This window comes from Acidovorax sp. FG48 (genome assembly GCF_057809085.1).
In genome coordinates, this window is sequence record NZ_JBMDJH010000019.1 from 17,713 (window position 1) to 34,927 (window position 17,215).

The following is a 17,215-nucleotide window of genomic DNA, read 5'->3' on the forward strand; positions in this document are numbered from 1 at the left end:
GTCGTCTGAGCTGAGCCAGGGCGCGGTGTTGCGCCAGGCGCCTGGCGCAGGATGCAAGCTGCCCAGGCTTGCTCGCGGGTTCGGCAGCCTCGTGGCGCTAGCTCTCTGCGATGCCGGTGAGTGGATGCTGATCCGGCCCAGAGGCCACCCGCCTGAACTTGGAAGGCGTCACTCCCATGTGTTCCCGGAAAAAGCGTGAAAAATTACCCGGCGATGAAAACCCCAGTTCCATGGCGACTGAGGTCAGCGGCTCGTCCTGCAGCACCAGACGCTTGACGGCCTCCTCCACGCGCACCGCACTCCAGAACACTTGGGGTGTGGTGTGCAACTGATCCCGAAACAGCGAGAAATAGTGCGCGCGTGACAGGCCGACCTTGTCCGCGACGTCTTCCACCGCGATGGGGTTGGCCACGTGCTCCCGCATGTAGGCGATGGCGGCGCGCAAGCGGTGATCCAACATGGGCGAACGACTGCGGGGTGGCTCGATCACAGGGGCCAGCGTGGCATCGATCGCGGTGATGATCAGCGCTTCGACCTCTTGTTCTAGCCTGTCCAGGGCGTTGGCGTTCACCGAGATGATCAGGTCCAGCAAACGCCAGCAGGCTTGGCGCAGCGCCGGACTGATAGGAACCCGAGGCGATGGGAAGAAGAACGGTCGGCCGCTGGCAGCGCGACGCTCGTCCAGCCACGGCTTGCTGATGTAGAGCACCAGGAAGATGGCGGGTTGGTTCTTGTCCAGCAGGCGTGCATCGTGCGATTCGTAGGCGTTGGTTCCCAATGCGACGTTCTCGCTGTAGGACACAAGTTCTGCCCCAAAATGGGCTTGCACGCGGCCGCCGCCCAGCCAAAAGGCGAACTGGGTTTCTGCGTGCGCATGGGCCACGAGATCGCCGCGCAGGTCGAGCACGACTGCACGCCCAAAGGCGCCTTCGCGCAGGGCATAGGCTTCACTCATATCTTGTTGGTTCTCCTGGGAGTGGACTATCGCAGAGCGATGCTTCGCATGAAAGGCCCGAAATATTCAATTTAGGGAAAGCACCAAGGACCGGATCAGACTTTGCGATAAGTCAACGGATCGGACGATAAGCGCGCAGGAGCTTGAGTTCCTACAGTCAAGCCATCGTGACTCGCTACTTCAGCAGGTCGTTCCTCAAGGTTCAAACGAAGGAGAACTCCGTGCGCATCGCAACCTATTTTTCTGGTGGGCTACGGCAAGTGGGCACCGTATCAGCCGATGGTCAATCCATCACGCCTTTGGCGCTGACACCACAACAGGCTGAGCGGGGTGTTTTGGCCATCATTGAGTTGCTGAACGAAGGGCACGCGCTGCCAGAGGCCGGCGGTGCCCCGATTCCAGTCAGCAACGTGACCCTGGACGCCCCCATCCCCACGCCGCGCCGCAACGTCTGGTGTGTGGGACGCAACTACCACGCCCATGCCAAAGAGCTGCAGGCCTCGGTGTTCAAGGACAACGACGCCAACCCTGAGTCCTGGCCTATCGTTTTCACCAAGGTGCCCGACTGTGTGGTGGGCCCGTTCGATGATATTCAATTGCCGGTGGGTGTGTCCGACCAGATTGACTACGAGGCCGAGTTGATGGTGATCATTGGCAAGGGGGGCAAAAACATCAGCCGAGCAGACGCCATGGGCCATGTCTGGGGCTACACCATCGTCAACGACGTGACCGCTCGGGATGTTCAGATGCGCCACCAACAGTGGGACATGGGCAAGTCGTTCGACACCTTTTGCCCAACTGGCCCCTGGGCTGTGACAGCCGATGAGCTTGACGGTACCCGGACCCGGGTGCGCTGCTGGGTCAATGGCGAGTTGCGCCAGGACGGTCCCACAGAAAACATGATCTTCGACATTCCCGCGTTGATCGAAACCGTCTCGCGTGGCATCACGCTGTTTCCGGGCGACATGATCGCCACCGGCACGCCTGCCGGTGTGGGCATGGGTCTGAAGCCACCGCGTTACCTCCAGGCGGGTGATGTGGTGCGGGTCGAGATCGATGGCATCGGCGCCCTCGAAAACAAGTTCGTTTGAGGCTGACACCATGAGCACTCAGTTCATTCACGGCCTGGCGGTCGAGGTCGATGGTGACGGCACCCCCGTGCTGTGCATCCACGGCCTGGGCGGATCTTCCAACACATGGACGCCTCTTTTGGAAGCCTTCAAAGGCTGCAAGGTGATTCGACCCGATCTGCCGGGCAGTGCCCGTTCAGCTCTGACGGTTCAACCGTTGTCGATCGATCTGTATGTTGCAGCGCTGACGCAGATACTGGACGAGCTGAGGATCGACGCCGTGCACCTGGTCGCCCATTCGCTGGGCACCATCGTTGCACAACACCTCGCGGTGCAACACCCTGGTCGGGTGAAGTCCTTGGCGCTGTTGGGCCCTTTGGTGGCGCCTCCTGAGGCGGCGCGCCCGAACATCCTTGCGCGTGCCGCCTTGGCGCGTACCGGCATGGCTGCGATGCAGGAGATCGCAGATGCCATCGTCAAAGGTGCGACCAGCGCTGAGACGAAGGCTCAGCAGCCCGCTGTGCTGGCCTTGGTACGCGAAAGCTTGATGCGCCAGCCTCCTGAAGGCTACGCACAGAGCTGCCAGGCGCTGGCCGAGGCCCAGTCCGCTGCCATCGAAAGCCTCAACGTGCCCACGCTGCTGCTCACCGGTGACCAAGATGGCGTGGCGCCGATGGCCAACGTGACGGTGATGCACCAGCGCATCCCCGGCAGCCGAATGACCGTGTTCGGTGCTTGCGGCCATTGGACACCGTTCGAGCAGTCTCAGGCCTGCGTACAGGCCCTGCAGGCGTTTTACGCCGAAGTTTGCTAGTCCTTTTCGATTTCCTTTTTCAACCACAAAAAACGACCCCCTTTGAGGAGCCGTAGGAGACTGTCATGTCCAAAATTGCATTCACCAACGTCAACATCTTCGACGGCAGCGGCGAAGACACCTTCCTGGGCGAGGTGCTGGTCGAAGGCCAGCGCATCGTCAACGTGGTACGCGCGCCGCAGCACGTCAACACCGATGGCGCCCGCGTCATCGATGGCAAGGGGCGATTCCTGATGCCGGGCATGACAGAGGCCCACACGCACTTCTCGTGGAATGATCAACCCTCGCTGGCTGCGATCCAGTTCATGCCGCCAGAAGAGCACATCCTGTGGTGCGTGCGAGTGGCCAAACGCTATCTGGACATGGGCTGGACTTCCGCGATCGGCGCTGCTGCCGCCAAGCCGCGACTGGATGTGGTGCTGCGCAATGCAGTTAACGCCGGCGAGTTCCCTGGCCCACGTTATTTGGCGGGCAGCCAGGAGATCACCACCATCGGGGCCTTGGGCGACAACAGCCTGCCGCACATGAAGTTCGACGAATTGAGCTTCGGCAGCGTTTGCACCGGCCCCGAGGAAATCCGAAAGTCCGCCCGCACCTTCATCAAGTACGGCGTTGACCACCTGAAGATCAACCTTTCGGGCGAGTACATCGCCGGCATTGCCGCCGAGCAATCCCCATTTGCGGAAGACGAGGTGGCGATGCTGGCTGCTGAGGCCCACCGGTACGGCAAGCGCATCGCAGCGCATGCCCGCTCGGCCGAATCGGTGAAGCAGTGTGTGCGTCACGGCATCGAGCTGATCTACCACGCCAGCTTTGCGGACGAAGAAGCACTGGATTTGCTGGAAGCCAACAAGGACAAGCACTTCGTCGCACCCGGTATAGCCTGGCTGGTCCGCACCAACTTCAATGCGTCGGAGTACGGTATCAGCCCGGCAGTGGCCGAGGCCATGGGCTACAAGCGCGAGCTGGAGATTGCCGCGGAAACCCTGCGCAAGATGCACAAGCGTGGCATCCGCATTCTGCCCGGAGGCGACTACGGCTTTGCCTGGATGCCGCACGGCACCAACGCCAACGATTTGCAGTACTTTGTCGACTACATCGGCATGACGCCAGCCGAGGCCCTGCGCTCGGCCACCCAACTGGGCGGCGAGATCATGCAACGGCCTAACGAGCTGGGCATGTTGAAGCCAGGCTATCTCGCTGACATCGTGCTGGTGGATGGCAATCCGCTGAAAAACCTGGCCTTGCTGCTGGACCCTGCCAAGGTGCAATTAGTGATGAAGGATGGCGCCATCCATAAGGACTGTGCCACCCCAGTGCCCTTTGAAGCAGCTTTGCACCTTCCAGGCGCGGACCGTCCATTGCAAGAGGAAGGTGTCAAAGAGGCATTGGCTGACCTCGCGAGCTGATACTGCTGGTAAGGGGGGGGCTACGACGAGTCCGCAGCACCATCAAGTGAGTAAGCGGCGCGCTGGGGACGCGCGTCGCTTCACTGGCGGACGGTTGAATCGCCCCAGTTTTGAACTGACCCCCAGAAGTTGGACAAACTTCAAGGGGTTTCATGAAAAGTACCAAACAGGGTTCAAGCTCAAAGTGGTTATGAGCTTTTTGGCTCGGGACGGTGGGGCGAAGCTGCTGGCGCGTCAATGGTCGGTGCCTGAGGAGAAGATCCGCACCCGGGTGAGCCACTACCGCCTGCACGGCATAGACGGATTGCGCCCCAAGCGCAGCACGTACAGTGCGCAGTTCAAACTGCAGGTACTGTCCCATCAGGATCGCGAACAGCTCTCCAGCCGCCAGGTCGCGGTGATCTATGACATCCGCAATCCCAACCAAGTCGTGGTCTGGCGACGCAATCTCGATCAAGGCCACTGCGGGCTGTTGAGAATGAGAAAGAGGAGCGTCCCAAGATGAAGCAGGAAGGTCGCTTCGCAGCGCCGTCGAACAAGGTTGCCGCCGACGCAGCGCAAACCCTAAGAGAAGAGAACGAACGACTGCGCGCTGAGGTCGCGTACCTAAAAAAATTGCAGGCCTTGATTCGGTCGAAGAGATCAGCTGCGCCGACAAAGCGCATCTGATTGCCGGGTTGAGGCATCACCATAAATTGGCATACCCGGAGCATGTCGCAGGCCTGCCACGCAGCACGTTCTATTACCAATGTGTTGATTTCCACGCAGAAGTGACCCACTAACCCCCAGGAGGGGGTATGGCCGCCAGACCTCGGGGAGCGGCGGCCAGAATAGGCGCCGAACGCCCGAGCCCAATGACCGCTTAGTGCCAGCTAGCGAGAGTTTGGTTGGCTGAATTGAGCGACAGCAATCGCTGCGTTGCAGCCTCTTCCAATTTACCTGCTGCATAGACGGCCACATAACAACAACTTCCGATTGTTCGCTTCATCTTCATACCAGGCAAGTGCGTCCTCATACAACCTTGGAAGACTCATTTCTTCCCCCCCGAAATGTCATAGCGAGAATGCTCACCTTTCAATAGCTTCTAGCGCTTATCCATAGGGCGGAAGAGGCAAATTCGACCCAAATTTCCTTACCAGACTCCTTCCTACATCCAAAAAAAGCAGCCCACCAGACACTGTGATTAAAATCAGTGTCACGCCAGCCCACCCACCCCGCCATGACGGTGCTGCCCTCCCCCACTTCGGACTCCCCGCCCTCCACCCCGATCACCCGCTTTCACCGCACCCGCCTGATGCAGATCTGGCGCTCGGCAGGCTGGCCGTGCAAGGATGGGCTGGAGATTGACCTGCTGGCTGCGGGCCTCATCAGTCTGCACATTGCGGCCGATGGTTGCGAAACCCTGCGCCTCACCGACGAAGGCATCCGCACGCTGGCGCAAGCCCGCCAGCGCGGCGTGCGGGCGCTGAGCCTGCACGACAGGCTGGGGCAAAAATTTGCGACGCAGTTGCAGGCCTCGGGCCGCATTGTGTGGACAGAGCTTTCATTGCGCGCGGTGATCGACAGCGTGCCGGTGGGGGATGGGGTGCCGCCTGCGGCCACAGCTGGTGCGCCCGCCAACACCACACCCGCGATGGCTCCGCTGTGGGCCGAGGATGACCACGCCCCCGCAGCCCGCGCCGCCGCCAACGTGTGGCGCATGGCACGGCCCGATCTTTTTTCTGTGCGCAACACCTCCGTGCCCGCCTACCTGCAGCCCATGGTGCATGAGGTGAAGGCGAGCCGGGCCGACCTGCTGTCGGACCTGCGGCACGACGCCAAGCGGCAGGCCTACCAGTGGCTGTGCGAGGAGTGTTACTACGTCTTTCCGGCCGGCATTGCCGAACCTGATGAGATCCCCGAGCACTTCGGCATCTGGGTGCTGCACGGCAGCGTGGAAGACGGACGCTTTGAGCTACTGCGCCCTGCCAGGCACCACCGCTGCACCTTGCCCTTTTCGGTGTGGATGGCGTTGTGCAAGGCCACACCGCTGCGCAGTGAGGAAGACCCGGCCCAGGCGCATTTGGGTGAAGCGTCCGCTCCCGCCATCGACAGCCCCCACTCCGCGCCATGACCTACACCGTGGCGGTGCGCGAGCTGTGCGAGTTCACCGCCAAGCAGGGCGACCTGGACCTGCGCTTTACGCCCGCGCCCACCGCGCTGGAGGGCATCGCAGGCCATGCTGTGGCTGCATCGCGCCGAGGCGCGGGCTACCGCGCTGAAGTTTCGCTGAGTGGCAGCTACCAGAGCCTGCGTGTGCGCGGCCGGGCCGATGGCTATGACCCAGCGCAGCAGCGCATCGACGAAGTCAAGACCTTCAAGGGACGGCTGGACCGCCAGCCTGCATCACACCGCCACTTGCACTGGGCGCAGGCCAAGGTGTATGGCTGGCTGCTGTGCGAGCAGGAGCAGCTGGCGCACATCGAAGTGGCGCTGGTGTATCTGGACGTGGGCACGCAGCAGGAGACGGTGTTCACCGAGCGTTGTAGCGCCGACGACTTGCGCCAGCACTTCGAGGCCCAGTGCCAGCGCTTCATTGCCTGGGCCGAACAGCAGGTGGCCCACCGTGCCGCACGCGACGCGGCACTGACCACCTTGGCATTTCCGTTTGGCGACTTTCGCACCGGCCAGCGCCCGCTGGCCGAGGCCGTTTACAAGGCGGCAGTGGCGGGCCGCTGCCTGTTGGCCCAAGCGCCCACGGGCATTGGCAAGACCATGGGCACGCTGTTCCCACTGCTCAAGGCCGCACCTGCGCAGCGCATCGACAAGGTGTTCTTTCTGGCCGCCAAGACGTCGGGTCGGCAGATGGCGCTGGATGCGCTGGCGCGCCTGCCTGACAGCGCACCGGCGCTGCCCCTGCGGGTGCTGGAGCTGGTGGCGCGTGACAAGGCGTGTGAACACCCGGACAAGGCCTGCAACGGCGAATCGTGCCCACTGGCCCGGGGCTTCTACGACCGGCTGCCCGCCGCACGCGCGGCGGCGGTGGCCACCACCATCGAAGGGAAAAATGCCCCCGCTTTGCAACAAGCCCGCGTGCGTGAGGTAGCCCTGCAGCACGAGGTCTGCCCCTACTACCTGAGCCAGGAGCTGGCCCGCTGGGCCGATGTGGTGGTGGGCGATTACAACTACTACTTTGACCTGGGCGGCCTGCTGCACGGCCTGGCCCAGACCAACCAGTGGCGCACGGCGCTGCTGGTGGACGAAGCCCACAACCTGGTAGAGCGCGGCCGCAAGATGTTCACCGCCGAGCTGCACCCCGCTACTCTCGCCCAGGCCCGCAGCAGCCCCACCGCTGCGCAGCACGCGCCGGTGAAGAAAGCATTGGACAAGGTGCGCCGCGCCTGGGTGGCGCTGGACAAGGCACACCCGGCCCCGTACACGGTGCTTGAAGCCTTCCCGGACAAGTTGCTGGCCGCGCTGCAGCAGTGCACCACCACGCTCACCGAACACTTCACAGATCACCCCACGGAGCCAGACGGCGCGCTGCAAACGTTCTACTTCGATGCCCTGCACCTGCAGCGCATGGCCGACCTGCTCGATGCGCATTCGATGGTGGACATCACCCAGGCTTCTGCCGCCCACCACCAGCGATCCTCCAAACCCGGTGATTCCGTAATCTGCATCCGCAACGTGGTGCCCGCGCCCTTTCTGCAGCCCCGCCTTGCAGCTGCACACACTAGCACCTTGTTCTCGGCCACGCTGCAGCCCGCGCGCTACTACGCCGACCTGCTGGGCCTGCCCGACGACCATGTGTGGGTGGACGTGGAATCGCCCTTTGCCGCGCACCAGCTGCAGGTGCAGGTGGCGCGCCACATTTCCACGCGCTACCCGCACCGCGCGGCGTCGCTGGCACCGATTGCGGCGCTGATGGCGCAGCAGTTTCGCGAGCGGCCTGGCAACTACCTGGCGTTTTTCAGCAGCTATGACTACCTGCAGCAGGCTGCCGCATTGTTTGCGCAGCAACACCCCGACGTGCCGCACTGGTGCCAGTCGCGCCGCATGCTGGAGGGCGAGCAGCGCGATTTTCTGGCGCGCTTTACCGACAGCAGCAACGGCATTGCCTTTGCAGTGCTGGGTGGCGCGTTTGCCGAGGGCATCGACCTGCCGGGCAAGCGGTTGATTGGCGCCTTTCTGGCCACGCTGGGCCTGCCGCAGGTCAACCCCGTCAACGAGCAGATCCGCGGGCGCATGCAGGCGCTGTTTGGTGCGGGCTATGACTACACCTACCTCTACCCCGGCCTGCAAAAGGTGGTGCAGGCCGCAGGCCGCGTGATCCGCACGCCCAGCGACGAGGGCGTGGTGCACCTGATGGACGACCGGTTTGCGCAGGCCCAGGTGCGTGCGCTGCTGCCTGTATGGTGGCAGGTGGACTGAGAGGCTTAGAGGCTGAGAGTCTTTTGCCTATGCCCGCCTTGCACGCCATAACACCGCTGCTAGTCGTTGCCAATGCGCGCCATAGCCCGAGCTATGGCTATGCTTTGCGCCTCGATCAGCGGTGTTATGGCGCACCTTTCGGGCACTGGCAAAAAACTCTCAGCCTCTGAGACAAAAAAAGGCCGGTCACCCATTGGGGACCGGCCTTGCAAAGGCCGCCATGGCGGCACACAGAGAGTCAATCGTCAGGAGGCAACGGGCTCCGCCACCGCCAGTTCCTTGGCCTTGCCACGCTGGCGGAAGAACGACACCGTCTGCCACAGGATGAACGCAGCGATCAGGCTGATCAGCGTGCCGCTGATGGGGCGGTTGATGAACACTTCAAAGCTACCGCGCGACAGCAGCATGGAGCGGCGGAAGTTCTCTTCGAGCATGGGGCCCAGGATGAAGCCCAGCATCAGCGGTGAGGGGTCCATCTCCAGCCGCATGAACAGATAGCCCAGCGCACCAAACGCCACCGTGATGAACACGTCGTCCAGGTTGTTGTTGATGCTGTAGGTGCCGATGCAGCAGAAGAACAGAATCGCCGGGAACAACACGTTGTATGGAATCTTGAACACTGACAGCCAGTAGCGCACCAGTGGCACGTTCAGCACCAGCAGGAAGCAGTTGCCAATCCACATGCTGGCCACCAGGCCCCAGAAGAGTTCGGGGTGGCCGGCAATCATGTTGGGGCCGGGCTGGATGCCCTTGATGATGAACGCGGCCATCATCAGTGCCATCACGGCGTTCTCGGGGATACCGATGCTCATCAGCGGGATGAAGCTGGTGCGTGCAGCCGCTTCGTCCGCAGCAGCCTGGCCAGCCACGCCTTCGATGCAGCCGGTGCCGATTTCATCGCGATACTTGCTGACCTTCTTGTCCAGCGCATAGGCGGCAAACTGGGCAATCACGGGGCCGCCACCGGGCAAGATGCCCAGGATAGAGCCCACCACGCTGCCACGCAGCGCGCTGGGGATGATGCGCTTGAACTCAGGCCAGGTGGGCATGAGCTTGATCTTGCCGTTGAAGGGCGAGCGCTCTTCACGCGAGTCGAGGTTCTTGGCGATTTCGGCAATACCGAAGCAGCCCAGCGCAATGCTCACAATACCCACGCCGTCGGCCAGGAAGGGAGCATCCCAGGTGAAGCGGGCCAGGCCGCTGTTCACGTCGGTACCGATGGAGCCCAGCAGCACACCCACCATGCACATGGCCAGGCCATTGAGCAGGCTGCCGGTGGTCACAAAGCTCACGCACACAAAGCCCACCAGCATCAGCGCACAGTAGTCGGCAGGGCCAAACAAGAAGGCCACCTCGCCCAGGCTGGGCGCCAGGAACGCCAGCACCACGATGGCCACCGTGCCCCCGATAAAGCTGGAGAAGCCGGCGGTGAACAAGGCCAGCCCCGTTTTCCCTTTCAGCGTCATCGCATACCCGTCGATACACGCCACGATACTGCTGGCGTGCGGGATCTTCATGGTGATGGCGCTCACGCTGTCACCGTATTGCGCACCGTAGTAGATACCGGCCAGCATGATGAGCGCGCCGGTGGTGTCGATGGAGTAGGTCAGCGGCAGCAGCAGGCTGATGGTGGCCAGCGGGCCCAGGCCCGGCAGCAGGCCCACCAGGGTGCCCACGGTGCAGCCCAGGGCGCAGAACATCAGGTTCTGCAGCGTCAGTGCGTGGCTGAAGCCAAACGCGAGGTTGTTCAAGACTTCCATGGCGGTGACCTCAGTACAGCGGCAGGCTCACGCCCAGCAGCTTTTGGAATGCAAACGCGATGGCGACCAGCACCGCAGCGATCTTCAGGTTGCGCTTCCACGAGTACGACGTACCCGCAAACCCCGAGCAGAACACCAGAAACACGATGCCGGCGATCATGTTCACAAAGTGCGACAGTGCCGCAAAGCCGCACAGGCTGCCCAGGATGATGGCGATGTTGCGCACCTGAAAGTCCATGGGCACAGGCGCCACCAGGCGCGCGCGCACCACGGTGATGACCCCGATCACAAACAGCATGCAGCTGACGATGAACGGGAACATGCCCGGCCCGGCGCGGCCGAGCGTCCCCAGCGAATAGCTCAGGGACGGCAGGCCGAAGCCCAGCGCCAGAGCCATGAGGGCAAAGCCTCTGAGTAGATTGCGGTTGATCATGAAAAGGTTGTCTCCTGATAGGCTTCACGACCCCATCCGGCGGTGCAAACGGCGCGCAGGGCTGGGGTATGCTGACGGGCAGACTATCCCCATCGAACCTGATCGCAGGCTGATCTTGGCCATGCGTAATTTCACGTAGAACCCCGACCTCCATGCGCCTCCTCCTGGTGGAAGACGACCCGGTGCTCAGCCGCACCATGGCCCAGGGCCTCGAAAACGCGGGCCACCGCGTCGAGCAGGCCCATACCGTCGAAGAAGCCCAGCACTGGTGGGCCGTACAGGCTTTCGACGCCGTGCTGCTGGACCTGAACCTGCCGCATGCCGCCCACGCACGCAGCGGCCTGGGCAGCGGCCTGACGGCCCTGCGCGCCGCCCGTGCGCGCGGCGACCGCACCCCCGTGCTGGTGCTCAGCGCCCGCGACAGCACCGAGGAGCGCATCGCCGGGCTGGACGCTGGCGCCGACGACTACCTGGGCAAACCCTACGAACTCAAAGAGGTGGAAGCCCGCCTGCGCGCCCTGCTGAGGCGCGCCAGTGGCACCGCCGACATCGTCACCGTGGGCCAGCTGGTGCTGGACCGCCAGGCGCGCCGCGTCAGCGTGGCCGGGCAGCCGCTGGAGCTGCCCGCGCGCGAGTTTGACCTGCTGTGGGAGTTGATGACCCCACCCGGCCGCGTACTGAGCAAGGGCGACCTGTCCTCGCGCCTGTCGAACGGCGGCGAGGTAGTGGGCGAGAACGCGCTGGAGGCCTCGTTCTCCCGCCTGCGGCGCAAGATTGCCGGCAGCGGCGCGGCCATCCGCACGCTGCGCGGGCTGGGCTACGTGCTAGAGGATGACGTTGGCCAGCCCTGAACCCGGCACCGCACCGCTGCACCCGCAGCCGCCCGACCTGCGCCAGCGCATAGGCCGGCGCGTGCTGCTGTCGCTGGTGCTGATCTGGGGGCTGGGCAGCACCGTGGTGCTGGGCGTGGGCAACCACTTTGTGGCCGAGGCGTTTGACCGCGCCTTGCTGGACGACGCCCACGCGCTGGCGGCCCATGTGCGCGGCGGCCAGGCGGCTGACCCACCAGGCACCCCGCTGCAGCTCGACCTCACCCCGCGCGAGGTGGGCCTGCTGCGTTTTGACCAGAGCGAAACCGTGTGGTTTGCGGTGTATGCCGCCGACGGCAGTTTCATCGCTGGCGACTCGCACCTGGCGCCGGGCGTGGTGGCGGCGGGCAGCAGCCACGCGTTTTCTCACCTCTCGCAAGACGGGCGCGAGATGCGGCGCGCCACCTTGCAGATTGCGGGGCCGCCGTCGTTCACCGTCGTCATCGCGCAGACCACGGCAGAGCGCACGCAGCTGCTGCGCCGGTTGCTGGTGTACTCGGGCCTCGCCCAGCTGTGGCTGCTGGTGGTGCTGGGGTCATGGCTGCTGCGCGGCATAGAGCGCGACCTGCACCCGCTGGGGGCGCTGCAAGACGCCATGGACCAGCGCGACGCCGCCGACCTGCAACCCCTGCCTCCGGCGCTGACGCAGCAGGCCAGCACCAGCGACGTGCAACGCCTGGGTGTGGCCCTGGACGGCTTGCTGGCACGCGTGCAGCAAAGCCTGCATGCGCAGCGCGAGTTTGCGGGCAATGTGGCGCATGAGCTGCGCACCCCCCTCGCAGGCATCCGCGCCCAGGCCGCCCATGCGCTGGCCCACAACGACCCGGCCGTCTGGCGCAGCGAAATCGAAGGCATCGCCCAGGCCGAACAGCGCGCCAGTCGCACCGTGGACCAGCTGCTGGCCCTGGCCCGTGCGGCCGAGGGCGGCATTGCGCTAACGCTGCAGCCCTTGGCCCTGCACACCCTGGTGCGCGACGTGCTGCTGCGCTACCTGCCCCGCGCCGATGCTCTGGGGGTGGACCTGGGCGCTGAGGGCCTGGACCAGGCCGTGGTGGTGCGGGGCAACATCGCGCTGGTGGAAGGCATCCTGAACAACCTGCTGGACAACGCACTGCGCTACGGGCGCGGCACGCCGCCCCACATCACCGTGGCGCTGCACACCGAGCCAGGCTTTGGCGTGCTGCGCGTGACCGACAACGGCCCCGGCGTGGACGCCGCGCTGGCGCAGCAGCTGCAACAGCGCTGGGCGCAGGGCGACCAGGGCCAGCGCCTGGGCCAGGGCGCGGGGCTGGGCCTGGCCATCGTGGCGCGGTATGTGCAGTTGATGGAAGGCCGGCTGGAGCTGACCCCAGCCAGCGATGCAGCCGACGGGTCAGGCCTGGCGGCCAGCGTGTGGCTGCCGTTGGCGCCCAATGCGCCTGCCCCCTCCGGCACGCTCCCCACATCCCCATGACGAGCCCGCCCGACCCAGCACTGACCGAGGCAGAGCAAGCGGCCTTCCTGCAGTCCATCGCCCGCGTGCGCAGCGCGGCTGGGCGGGCCTTGCGGGCGGTTCAGGCCCACGCCATGCAGGGCGCAGCAGCCCATGGCACCGACACCAACGCCGCCACCCAGGCCGCCGAAGCCACCGAGCCCGCAGCCCAGGCCGCCGTCGATTTCATCGCACAACTGCACAAGGGCCTGGATACCGTGGCAGAACAAGCCCGCGCCACCGGCCCCCAGCCAGCGTGCCAGGCGGGCTGCGCGCACTGCTGCCACCTGCGCGTGGAGGCGACGGAGCCCGAGGTGCTGCACATCGCCCAGCACCTGCACACGCTGCCCGGCGCGGACCAGGCCACAAACACGCTGCGCCTGCAGCAGCACGTCGCGGCGGCAAGCGCGGGCAGCACACGCCAGCCCTGCAGCTTCCTCGTCAATGATCGGTGTGCCATCTACAGCGTGCGCCCTGCCGCCTGCCGCAAGGCGCATTCCTTGTCGGCTGCGCACTGTGCAGAGCAATCGCCCACCATCCCGCAAAACCTGCCCCTGCTGGTGGACGCCGAAGCGCTGATGGCCGGCACCGCCCTGGCCTACCGCGACCAGCCCCTGCCTGCCAGCGCCCACGAACTCAACGCCGCCGTACTGGCAGCTCTGGACGGTACACCGCTCCACGCACCCAGCGCCCTGCTGCGCTGGTACCGGGGTGACGAAGGCGCGCTGGCCCTGCGCACCACATTGCCGTAAAAGCCCACGCGCCTTGATATCCGTCAAGACCCGCCGCAACCAGCCGCACACAATGCAGCCAGCCCCGCAGCAGCCTGGCCGTGCGGCCGAACTTCTCGACGAACCCCCGCCTCACGCCTGATGACCCAGCCCACCCTCCGCTCCTGCGCCCCCCACCACCTGGCAGCCGCTGCCGCCGTGGTGGCGGGCCTGGCAGGCTGCAGCAAGCCCGAAGCCACCGGCCCCGCCACCACCAGCTTCGATGCCATCACCACCGCATGCACCCAGTTCCTGGCCGCACGGCAACCCCATGTACTGCCCGGCGCAGCGGGCGACTGGACCCTGACCGGTTACAGCCCCGCGCTGGTCCAGCCCGATGTCACACGCACCGAATCCACCGTGACGCCTTATGTGGGCAAGCTCGTCATCAAGGACAACGAGGCGCAGGCCCACGCACCGACGCAAGCCGCTGCCCAGGCCATCACCCTCACCCCCGCACACCTACTGTCCAACCGCACGCACACCTTCATCTACAGCTTTGACGGCACCCAATGGCGCTGGCAAAACGGCCAGCGGCTGACGAAGATACCGGGGCAGAACGACCGGCTGGAGGCCGTGACGCTGGCGGATGTCTCAGCAGCAGGGCCCAGGGGGTTTGCGGGGTGCTTGCCGCGTTGAGCCGGATCAATTCGCTCTCTTTTTGATAGCTATTACCGCATGATTCACTAGCGCTTCCGGCTGTTTTTGATCAAATCCCGCATCAAAACAGCCCAGCGCCGCCCACCTCCGCCTCGTGCAGCCTGGTGCCGCACGCCAGCCCTGAGGGCCGTCGCGCAGCCAAGCCATTCACACAGCTCATTCCAGGTCGGCATCCAGCCGGGCGATCAGGCCCTGCGCATTTACGGTGATGTCGAGGTTGCCGATCTCGTGACCAAAATCCCCCGTGAAGTCCACCCGTACCCTCGCGCGCCGCGACCCCAGGCGTTGCATCGACAGGAACCGGGTCACCGTCTGGTAGCGGACGAAGTACTGTTCGACATAGCGGCGTATTCCAGCATGGCCATCAAAACGGTGGCCCGTGGAGGGGTCGTCGATCACGGCATCGTGCGCAAAAAGGCCGAGCACCCGCTCCACCGCAAATGCGTTGGTGGCCGCGATCAGCGCATCCGCTAAGTGGCGCATGTGTTCATGCGTGGGGACCACCGCACCATGCCGCAGGCCTGCTGCGTCATCCCTGCTGGCTGGCCCGCTGGAGCTTTCTGCCAAAGGTTGACTCGGCTGGCTCATGGCAGCACGCTCACCACCACCTTGCCACGGGCGCGGCCGCTGGCGACCAGGGCGTGCGCCGCTTCGGCGGTGTCCAGCGTGAAGCTGGTCGGGTCGAGCAACGGCACCAGTTGACCCGCTTCCGCAAGGGTGGTGGCCTGCTCCATGATCTCGCCATGGTGTTCGCGAAACTCCCCCGTGAGGATGGGAAGCAGCGTGAACACGCCCGAGAAGGTCGCGCCCCGGAACGATAAGGGCGCCAACTTGTGGGTGCCCCAGCCCAGCGACGTCACCACATGGCCCGAGTAGCGGCGGACGGCCACAAACGACGCATCCAGCACCGGCCCACCCACGGTGTCGTAAACAATATCAAACCCCTGGCCGTCGGTGAACGCGTTGACATAGGCCTCGACCGAGGTCGTTTCATGGTCGATGGGCGTGGCCCCCAGAGACCGGATGTAACCGGCCTGCGCCGCTGTGCCCGTGGCGAACACTTCGGCACCCCGCGCGCGGGCCAGCTGCACCGCCACATGGCCAACGCCCCCGGCGCCACCATGCACCAGCACCTTGTGCCCGCTGCGCACGTTGGCGCGGTCCACCAGTCCTTCCCAGGCGGTGATGAAGACCAGCGGCAAGGCCGCTGCCTGGCGCATGGTCAGCCGGCCTGGCTTGTGGGCCAACAGGCGTGCATCCACCGCAGCGTATTGCGCCAGGCTGCCTTGCAGCCCGCCGATGCCGCCGGTAAAGCCATATACCGCATCTCCCACCTTGAAGCGAGAGACGCCCTGCCCCACCGCCTCCACCACGCCGGCGAGGTCCATGCCCAAAACGGCGGGCAGTGGTTGCTGGGCGTGCTCGGCGGCGCCCGCGCGGATCTTGGTGTCCAGCGGGTTCACGCCGCTGGCGTGGATGCGGACCAGCACCTGGCCCGCCGCGGGCTGGGGCCGGGGCAGCAAGGTGGGGGTCAGTGCGCCGTGGGGGGATGCGAGCACCAGGGCCTGCATGGTGGGGACGGGAGAGGTGGACATGGCGTTTTCCTTCGTGGGGTTGAACAGTGCCGCCAGTTTTCACCTTTCGCTTTTGAATGAAAAGCCACAAGATTGAAACCCTGTCATTCACTTTTGTATGATCCAGCCAATGAACTGGGATGACGTACAGGTGTTCTTGGCCATTGCCCGGCACGGCACGCTGGGTGCGGCAGGCCGCGCCCTCCAACAAAGCCAGCCCACCATGGGCCGCAGGCTGAAGGCGCTGGAGCTTTCTCTGGGCCACACCCTCTTCCAGCGGACCTCCGAGGGTTTCGTCCTGACCGACGAAGGAGCCGCCGTGCTGCGCCACGCCGAGGGCATGGAAGCGCAGGCGCTGTCGTTCTCCCGCCAACTGGACGGCGCAGACCAGCAGCTGGAAGGCGCGCTGCGGGTATCGACCTCTGACTGGTTTGGACTGCATGTGCTGGCGCCGCTGTGCGCCGCGTTCACCAACCACCACCCTCGCGTCAGCATCGAACTCCTGACCGATGCGCGCCTCTTCAGCCTGGCGCGCCGCGAGGCGGACCTGGTGGCGCGCATCGTTCCTTTTGACGAGCCCGACGTCATACAGCGGCGGCTGATGCATGTGCCCTACGCGCTGTACATGCAGCGGGGCGCAGACATGCCCACGGACGATGTGGACGTTCGCCTCATCACCATGGACCTGGGCTTCAGCGAGATGCCGGACGCGGCCTGGCTGCGCGAGGCCTTTCCTGCGGCGCGCATCGCGTTTCGCAGCAACAACCGGCACGTGCAGGCCGTGGCCTGCGCATCGGGAGCGGGCCTGGCCGTATTGCCTTGCCCGTTGGGTGATTCGCACCCCGGCCTGCAAAGGGTGGAGGTCGCCCCAGCGCCGCCAGGGCGCGATGTGTGGCTGGGTTACCACCGGGACCTGCGCCGGGTGCCCCGGCTGCGCGCGCTGGTGGAAATGCTGATACAAGCGCTGGGCCCTGCTCAGGGCGATGCAGGCGACCAGGGCGGCTGACAAAACGCTGG

At 64.9% G+C, this 17,215-nt stretch carries 17 protein-coding genes; 12 read left to right on the forward strand and 5 right to left on the reverse strand.

Annotation, left to right across the window (positions count from 1 at the left end):
• Positions 1-97 precede the first annotated feature (97 nt).
• On the reverse strand, positions 98-955 hold the full coding sequence (locus tag ACODSU_RS20525) for a helix-turn-helix transcriptional regulator (RefSeq protein ID WP_488844366.1): 858 nt from the start codon (positions 953-955) through the stop codon (positions 98-100).
• Between the two features lie 221 nt (positions 956-1,176).
• On the opposite strand from ACODSU_RS20525, the gene ACODSU_RS20530 reads away from it, so the two are divergent.
• From ACODSU_RS20530 to ACODSU_RS20560, 7 genes are all read left to right on the forward strand, one after another.
• Entirely contained in the window at positions 1,177-2,046 is an 870-nt protein-coding gene (locus tag ACODSU_RS20530; RefSeq protein ID WP_488844368.1) for a fumarylacetoacetate hydrolase family protein, read from the forward strand.
• A gap of 10 nt (positions 2,047-2,056) precedes the next feature.
• Entirely contained in the window at positions 2,057-2,839 is a 783-nt protein-coding gene (locus ACODSU_RS20535; RefSeq protein ID WP_488844370.1) for an alpha/beta fold hydrolase, read from the forward strand.
• 65 nt (positions 2,840-2,904) lie between these two features.
• Positions 2,905-4,248 carry a metal-dependent hydrolase family protein gene (locus ACODSU_RS20540; protein WP_057226039.1) on the forward strand — a complete coding sequence of 448 codons (1,344 nt, stop codon included), beginning with the start codon at positions 2,905-2,907 and terminating at the stop codon, positions 4,246-4,248.
• 94 nt (positions 4,249-4,342) lie between these two features.
• Positions 4,343-4,753, forward strand: a complete 411-nt coding sequence (locus tag ACODSU_RS20545; RefSeq protein WP_488844373.1) for a transposase — start codon at positions 4,343-4,345, stop codon at positions 4,751-4,753.
• Complete coding sequence (locus ACODSU_RS20550) at positions 4,750-4,917, forward strand: hypothetical protein (RefSeq protein ID WP_404976615.1); 168 nt, start codon at positions 4,750-4,752, stop codon at positions 4,915-4,917. Before ACODSU_RS20545 ends, ACODSU_RS20550 begins: the two co-directional genes overlap by 4 nt.
• A gap of 550 nt (positions 4,918-5,467) precedes the next feature.
• Positions 5,468-6,361, forward strand: coding sequence for a hypothetical protein (locus ACODSU_RS20555; protein WP_488844375.1), 894 nt, complete (start codon positions 5,468-5,470; stop codon positions 6,359-6,361).
• Positions 6,358-8,661 carry an ATP-dependent DNA helicase gene (locus ACODSU_RS20560; protein ID WP_488844377.1) on the forward strand — a complete coding sequence of 768 codons (2,304 nt, stop codon included), beginning with the start codon at positions 6,358-6,360 and terminating at the stop codon, positions 8,659-8,661. The genes ACODSU_RS20555 and ACODSU_RS20560 overlap by 4 nt, the downstream gene beginning before the upstream one ends.
• 245 nt (positions 8,662-8,906) lie before the next feature.
• Here ACODSU_RS20560 and ACODSU_RS20565 read toward each other — a convergent pair whose 3' ends face one another.
• A complete protein-coding gene (locus tag ACODSU_RS20565; RefSeq protein WP_015013800.1) occupies positions 8,907-10,421 on the reverse strand; it encodes a tripartite tricarboxylate transporter permease in 1,515 nt (504 codons plus the stop codon).
• Positions 10,422-10,431: 10 nt separating this feature from the next.
• Entirely contained in the window at positions 10,432-10,854 is a 423-nt protein-coding gene (locus ACODSU_RS20570; RefSeq protein ID WP_015013799.1) for a tripartite tricarboxylate transporter TctB family protein, read from the reverse strand.
• 152 nt (positions 10,855-11,006) lie between these two features.
• Here ACODSU_RS20570 and ACODSU_RS20575 point away from each other — a divergent pair, with 152 nt between their 5' ends.
• The 4 genes from ACODSU_RS20575 (at position 11,007) to ACODSU_RS20590 (ending at position 14,603) form a co-directional block, all read left to right on the forward strand.
• A complete protein-coding gene (locus ACODSU_RS20575) occupies positions 11,007-11,705 on the forward strand; it encodes a response regulator transcription factor (RefSeq protein WP_488844379.1) in 699 nt (232 codons plus the stop codon).
• The gene (locus tag ACODSU_RS20580; protein ID WP_488844381.1) at positions 11,686-13,176 is read left to right on the forward strand and encodes a sensor histidine kinase; all 1,491 of its coding nucleotides are present in this window, start codon (positions 11,686-11,688) and stop codon (positions 13,174-13,176) included. The genes ACODSU_RS20575 and ACODSU_RS20580 overlap by 20 nt, the downstream gene beginning before the upstream one ends.
• Positions 13,173-13,946 (forward strand): YkgJ family cysteine cluster protein, encoded by a 774-nt coding sequence (locus ACODSU_RS20585; protein ID WP_488844383.1) that lies wholly within the window; start codon positions 13,173-13,175, stop codon positions 13,944-13,946. Before ACODSU_RS20580 ends, ACODSU_RS20585 begins: the two co-directional genes overlap by 4 nt.
• Before the next feature lie 120 nt (positions 13,947-14,066).
• The gene (locus tag ACODSU_RS20590) at positions 14,067-14,603 is read left to right on the forward strand and encodes a hypothetical protein (RefSeq protein WP_488844385.1); all 537 of its coding nucleotides are present in this window, start codon (positions 14,067-14,069) and stop codon (positions 14,601-14,603) included.
• 177 nt (positions 14,604-14,780) lie between these two features.
• On the opposite strand, the gene ACODSU_RS20595 is transcribed toward ACODSU_RS20590, so the two are convergent.
• Together ACODSU_RS20595 and ACODSU_RS20600 are read right to left on the reverse strand one after the other, a co-directional pair.
• Positions 14,781-15,212 carry a nuclear transport factor 2 family protein gene (locus ACODSU_RS20595; protein WP_488844387.1) on the reverse strand — a complete coding sequence of 144 codons (432 nt, stop codon included), beginning with the start codon at positions 15,210-15,212 and terminating at the stop codon, positions 14,781-14,783.
• Complete coding sequence (locus ACODSU_RS20600) at positions 15,209-16,219, reverse strand: zinc-dependent alcohol dehydrogenase family protein (protein ID WP_488844389.1); 1,011 nt, start codon at positions 16,217-16,219, stop codon at positions 15,209-15,211. Before ACODSU_RS20600 ends, ACODSU_RS20595 begins: the two co-directional genes overlap by 4 nt.
• Positions 16,220-16,328: 109 nt before the next feature.
• Between ACODSU_RS20600 and ACODSU_RS20605 the strand changes: the two genes are divergently transcribed.
• Positions 16,329-17,204 carry a LysR family transcriptional regulator gene (locus tag ACODSU_RS20605; protein ID WP_488844391.1) on the forward strand — a complete coding sequence of 292 codons (876 nt, stop codon included), beginning with the start codon at positions 16,329-16,331 and terminating at the stop codon, positions 17,202-17,204.
• Positions 17,205-17,215 lie beyond the last annotated feature (11 nt).

Bases quoted from the DNA above. Each gene is read 5' to 3' on its own strand.
- ACODSU_RS20525 (WP_488844366.1), bottom strand. From the start codon at position 955: ATGAGTGAAGCCTATGCCCTGCGCGAAGGCGCCTTTGGGCGTGCAGTC.
- ACODSU_RS20535 (WP_488844370.1), top strand. From the start codon at position 2,057: ATGAGCACTCAGTTCATTCACGGCCTGGCGGTCGAGGTCGATGGTGAC.
- ACODSU_RS20540 (WP_057226039.1), top strand. From the start codon at position 2,905: ATGTCCAAAATTGCATTCACCAACGTCAACATCTTCGACGGCAGCGGC.
- ACODSU_RS20550 (WP_404976615.1), top strand. From the start codon at position 4,750: ATGAAGCAGGAAGGTCGCTTCGCAGCGCCGTCGAACAAGGTTGCCGCC.
- ACODSU_RS20555 (WP_488844375.1), top strand. From the start codon at position 5,468: ATGACGGTGCTGCCCTCCCCCACTTCGGACTCCCCGCCCTCCACCCCG.
- ACODSU_RS20560 (WP_488844377.1), top strand. From the start codon at position 6,358: ATGACCTACACCGTGGCGGTGCGCGAGCTGTGCGAGTTCACCGCCAAG.
- ACODSU_RS20565 (WP_015013800.1), bottom strand. From the start codon at position 10,421: ATGGAAGTCTTGAACAACCTCGCGTTTGGCTTCAGCCACGCACTGACG.
- ACODSU_RS20570 (WP_015013799.1), bottom strand. From the start codon at position 10,854: ATGATCAACCGCAATCTACTCAGAGGCTTTGCCCTCATGGCTCTGGCG.
- ACODSU_RS20575 (WP_488844379.1), top strand. From the start codon at position 11,007: ATGCGCCTCCTCCTGGTGGAAGACGACCCGGTGCTCAGCCGCACCATG.
- ACODSU_RS20580 (WP_488844381.1), top strand. From the start codon at position 11,686: ATGACGTTGGCCAGCCCTGAACCCGGCACCGCACCGCTGCACCCGCAG.
- ACODSU_RS20585 (WP_488844383.1), top strand. From the start codon at position 13,173: ATGACGAGCCCGCCCGACCCAGCACTGACCGAGGCAGAGCAAGCGGCC.
- ACODSU_RS20590 (WP_488844385.1), top strand. From the start codon at position 14,067: ATGACCCAGCCCACCCTCCGCTCCTGCGCCCCCCACCACCTGGCAGCC.
- ACODSU_RS20595 (WP_488844387.1), bottom strand. From the start codon at position 15,212: ATGAGCCAGCCGAGTCAACCTTTGGCAGAAAGCTCCAGCGGGCCAGCC.
- ACODSU_RS20600 (WP_488844389.1), bottom strand. From the start codon at position 16,219: ATGTCCACCTCTCCCGTCCCCACCATGCAGGCCCTGGTGCTCGCATCC.
- ACODSU_RS20605 (WP_488844391.1), top strand. From the start codon at position 16,329: ATGAACTGGGATGACGTACAGGTGTTCTTGGCCATTGCCCGGCACGGC.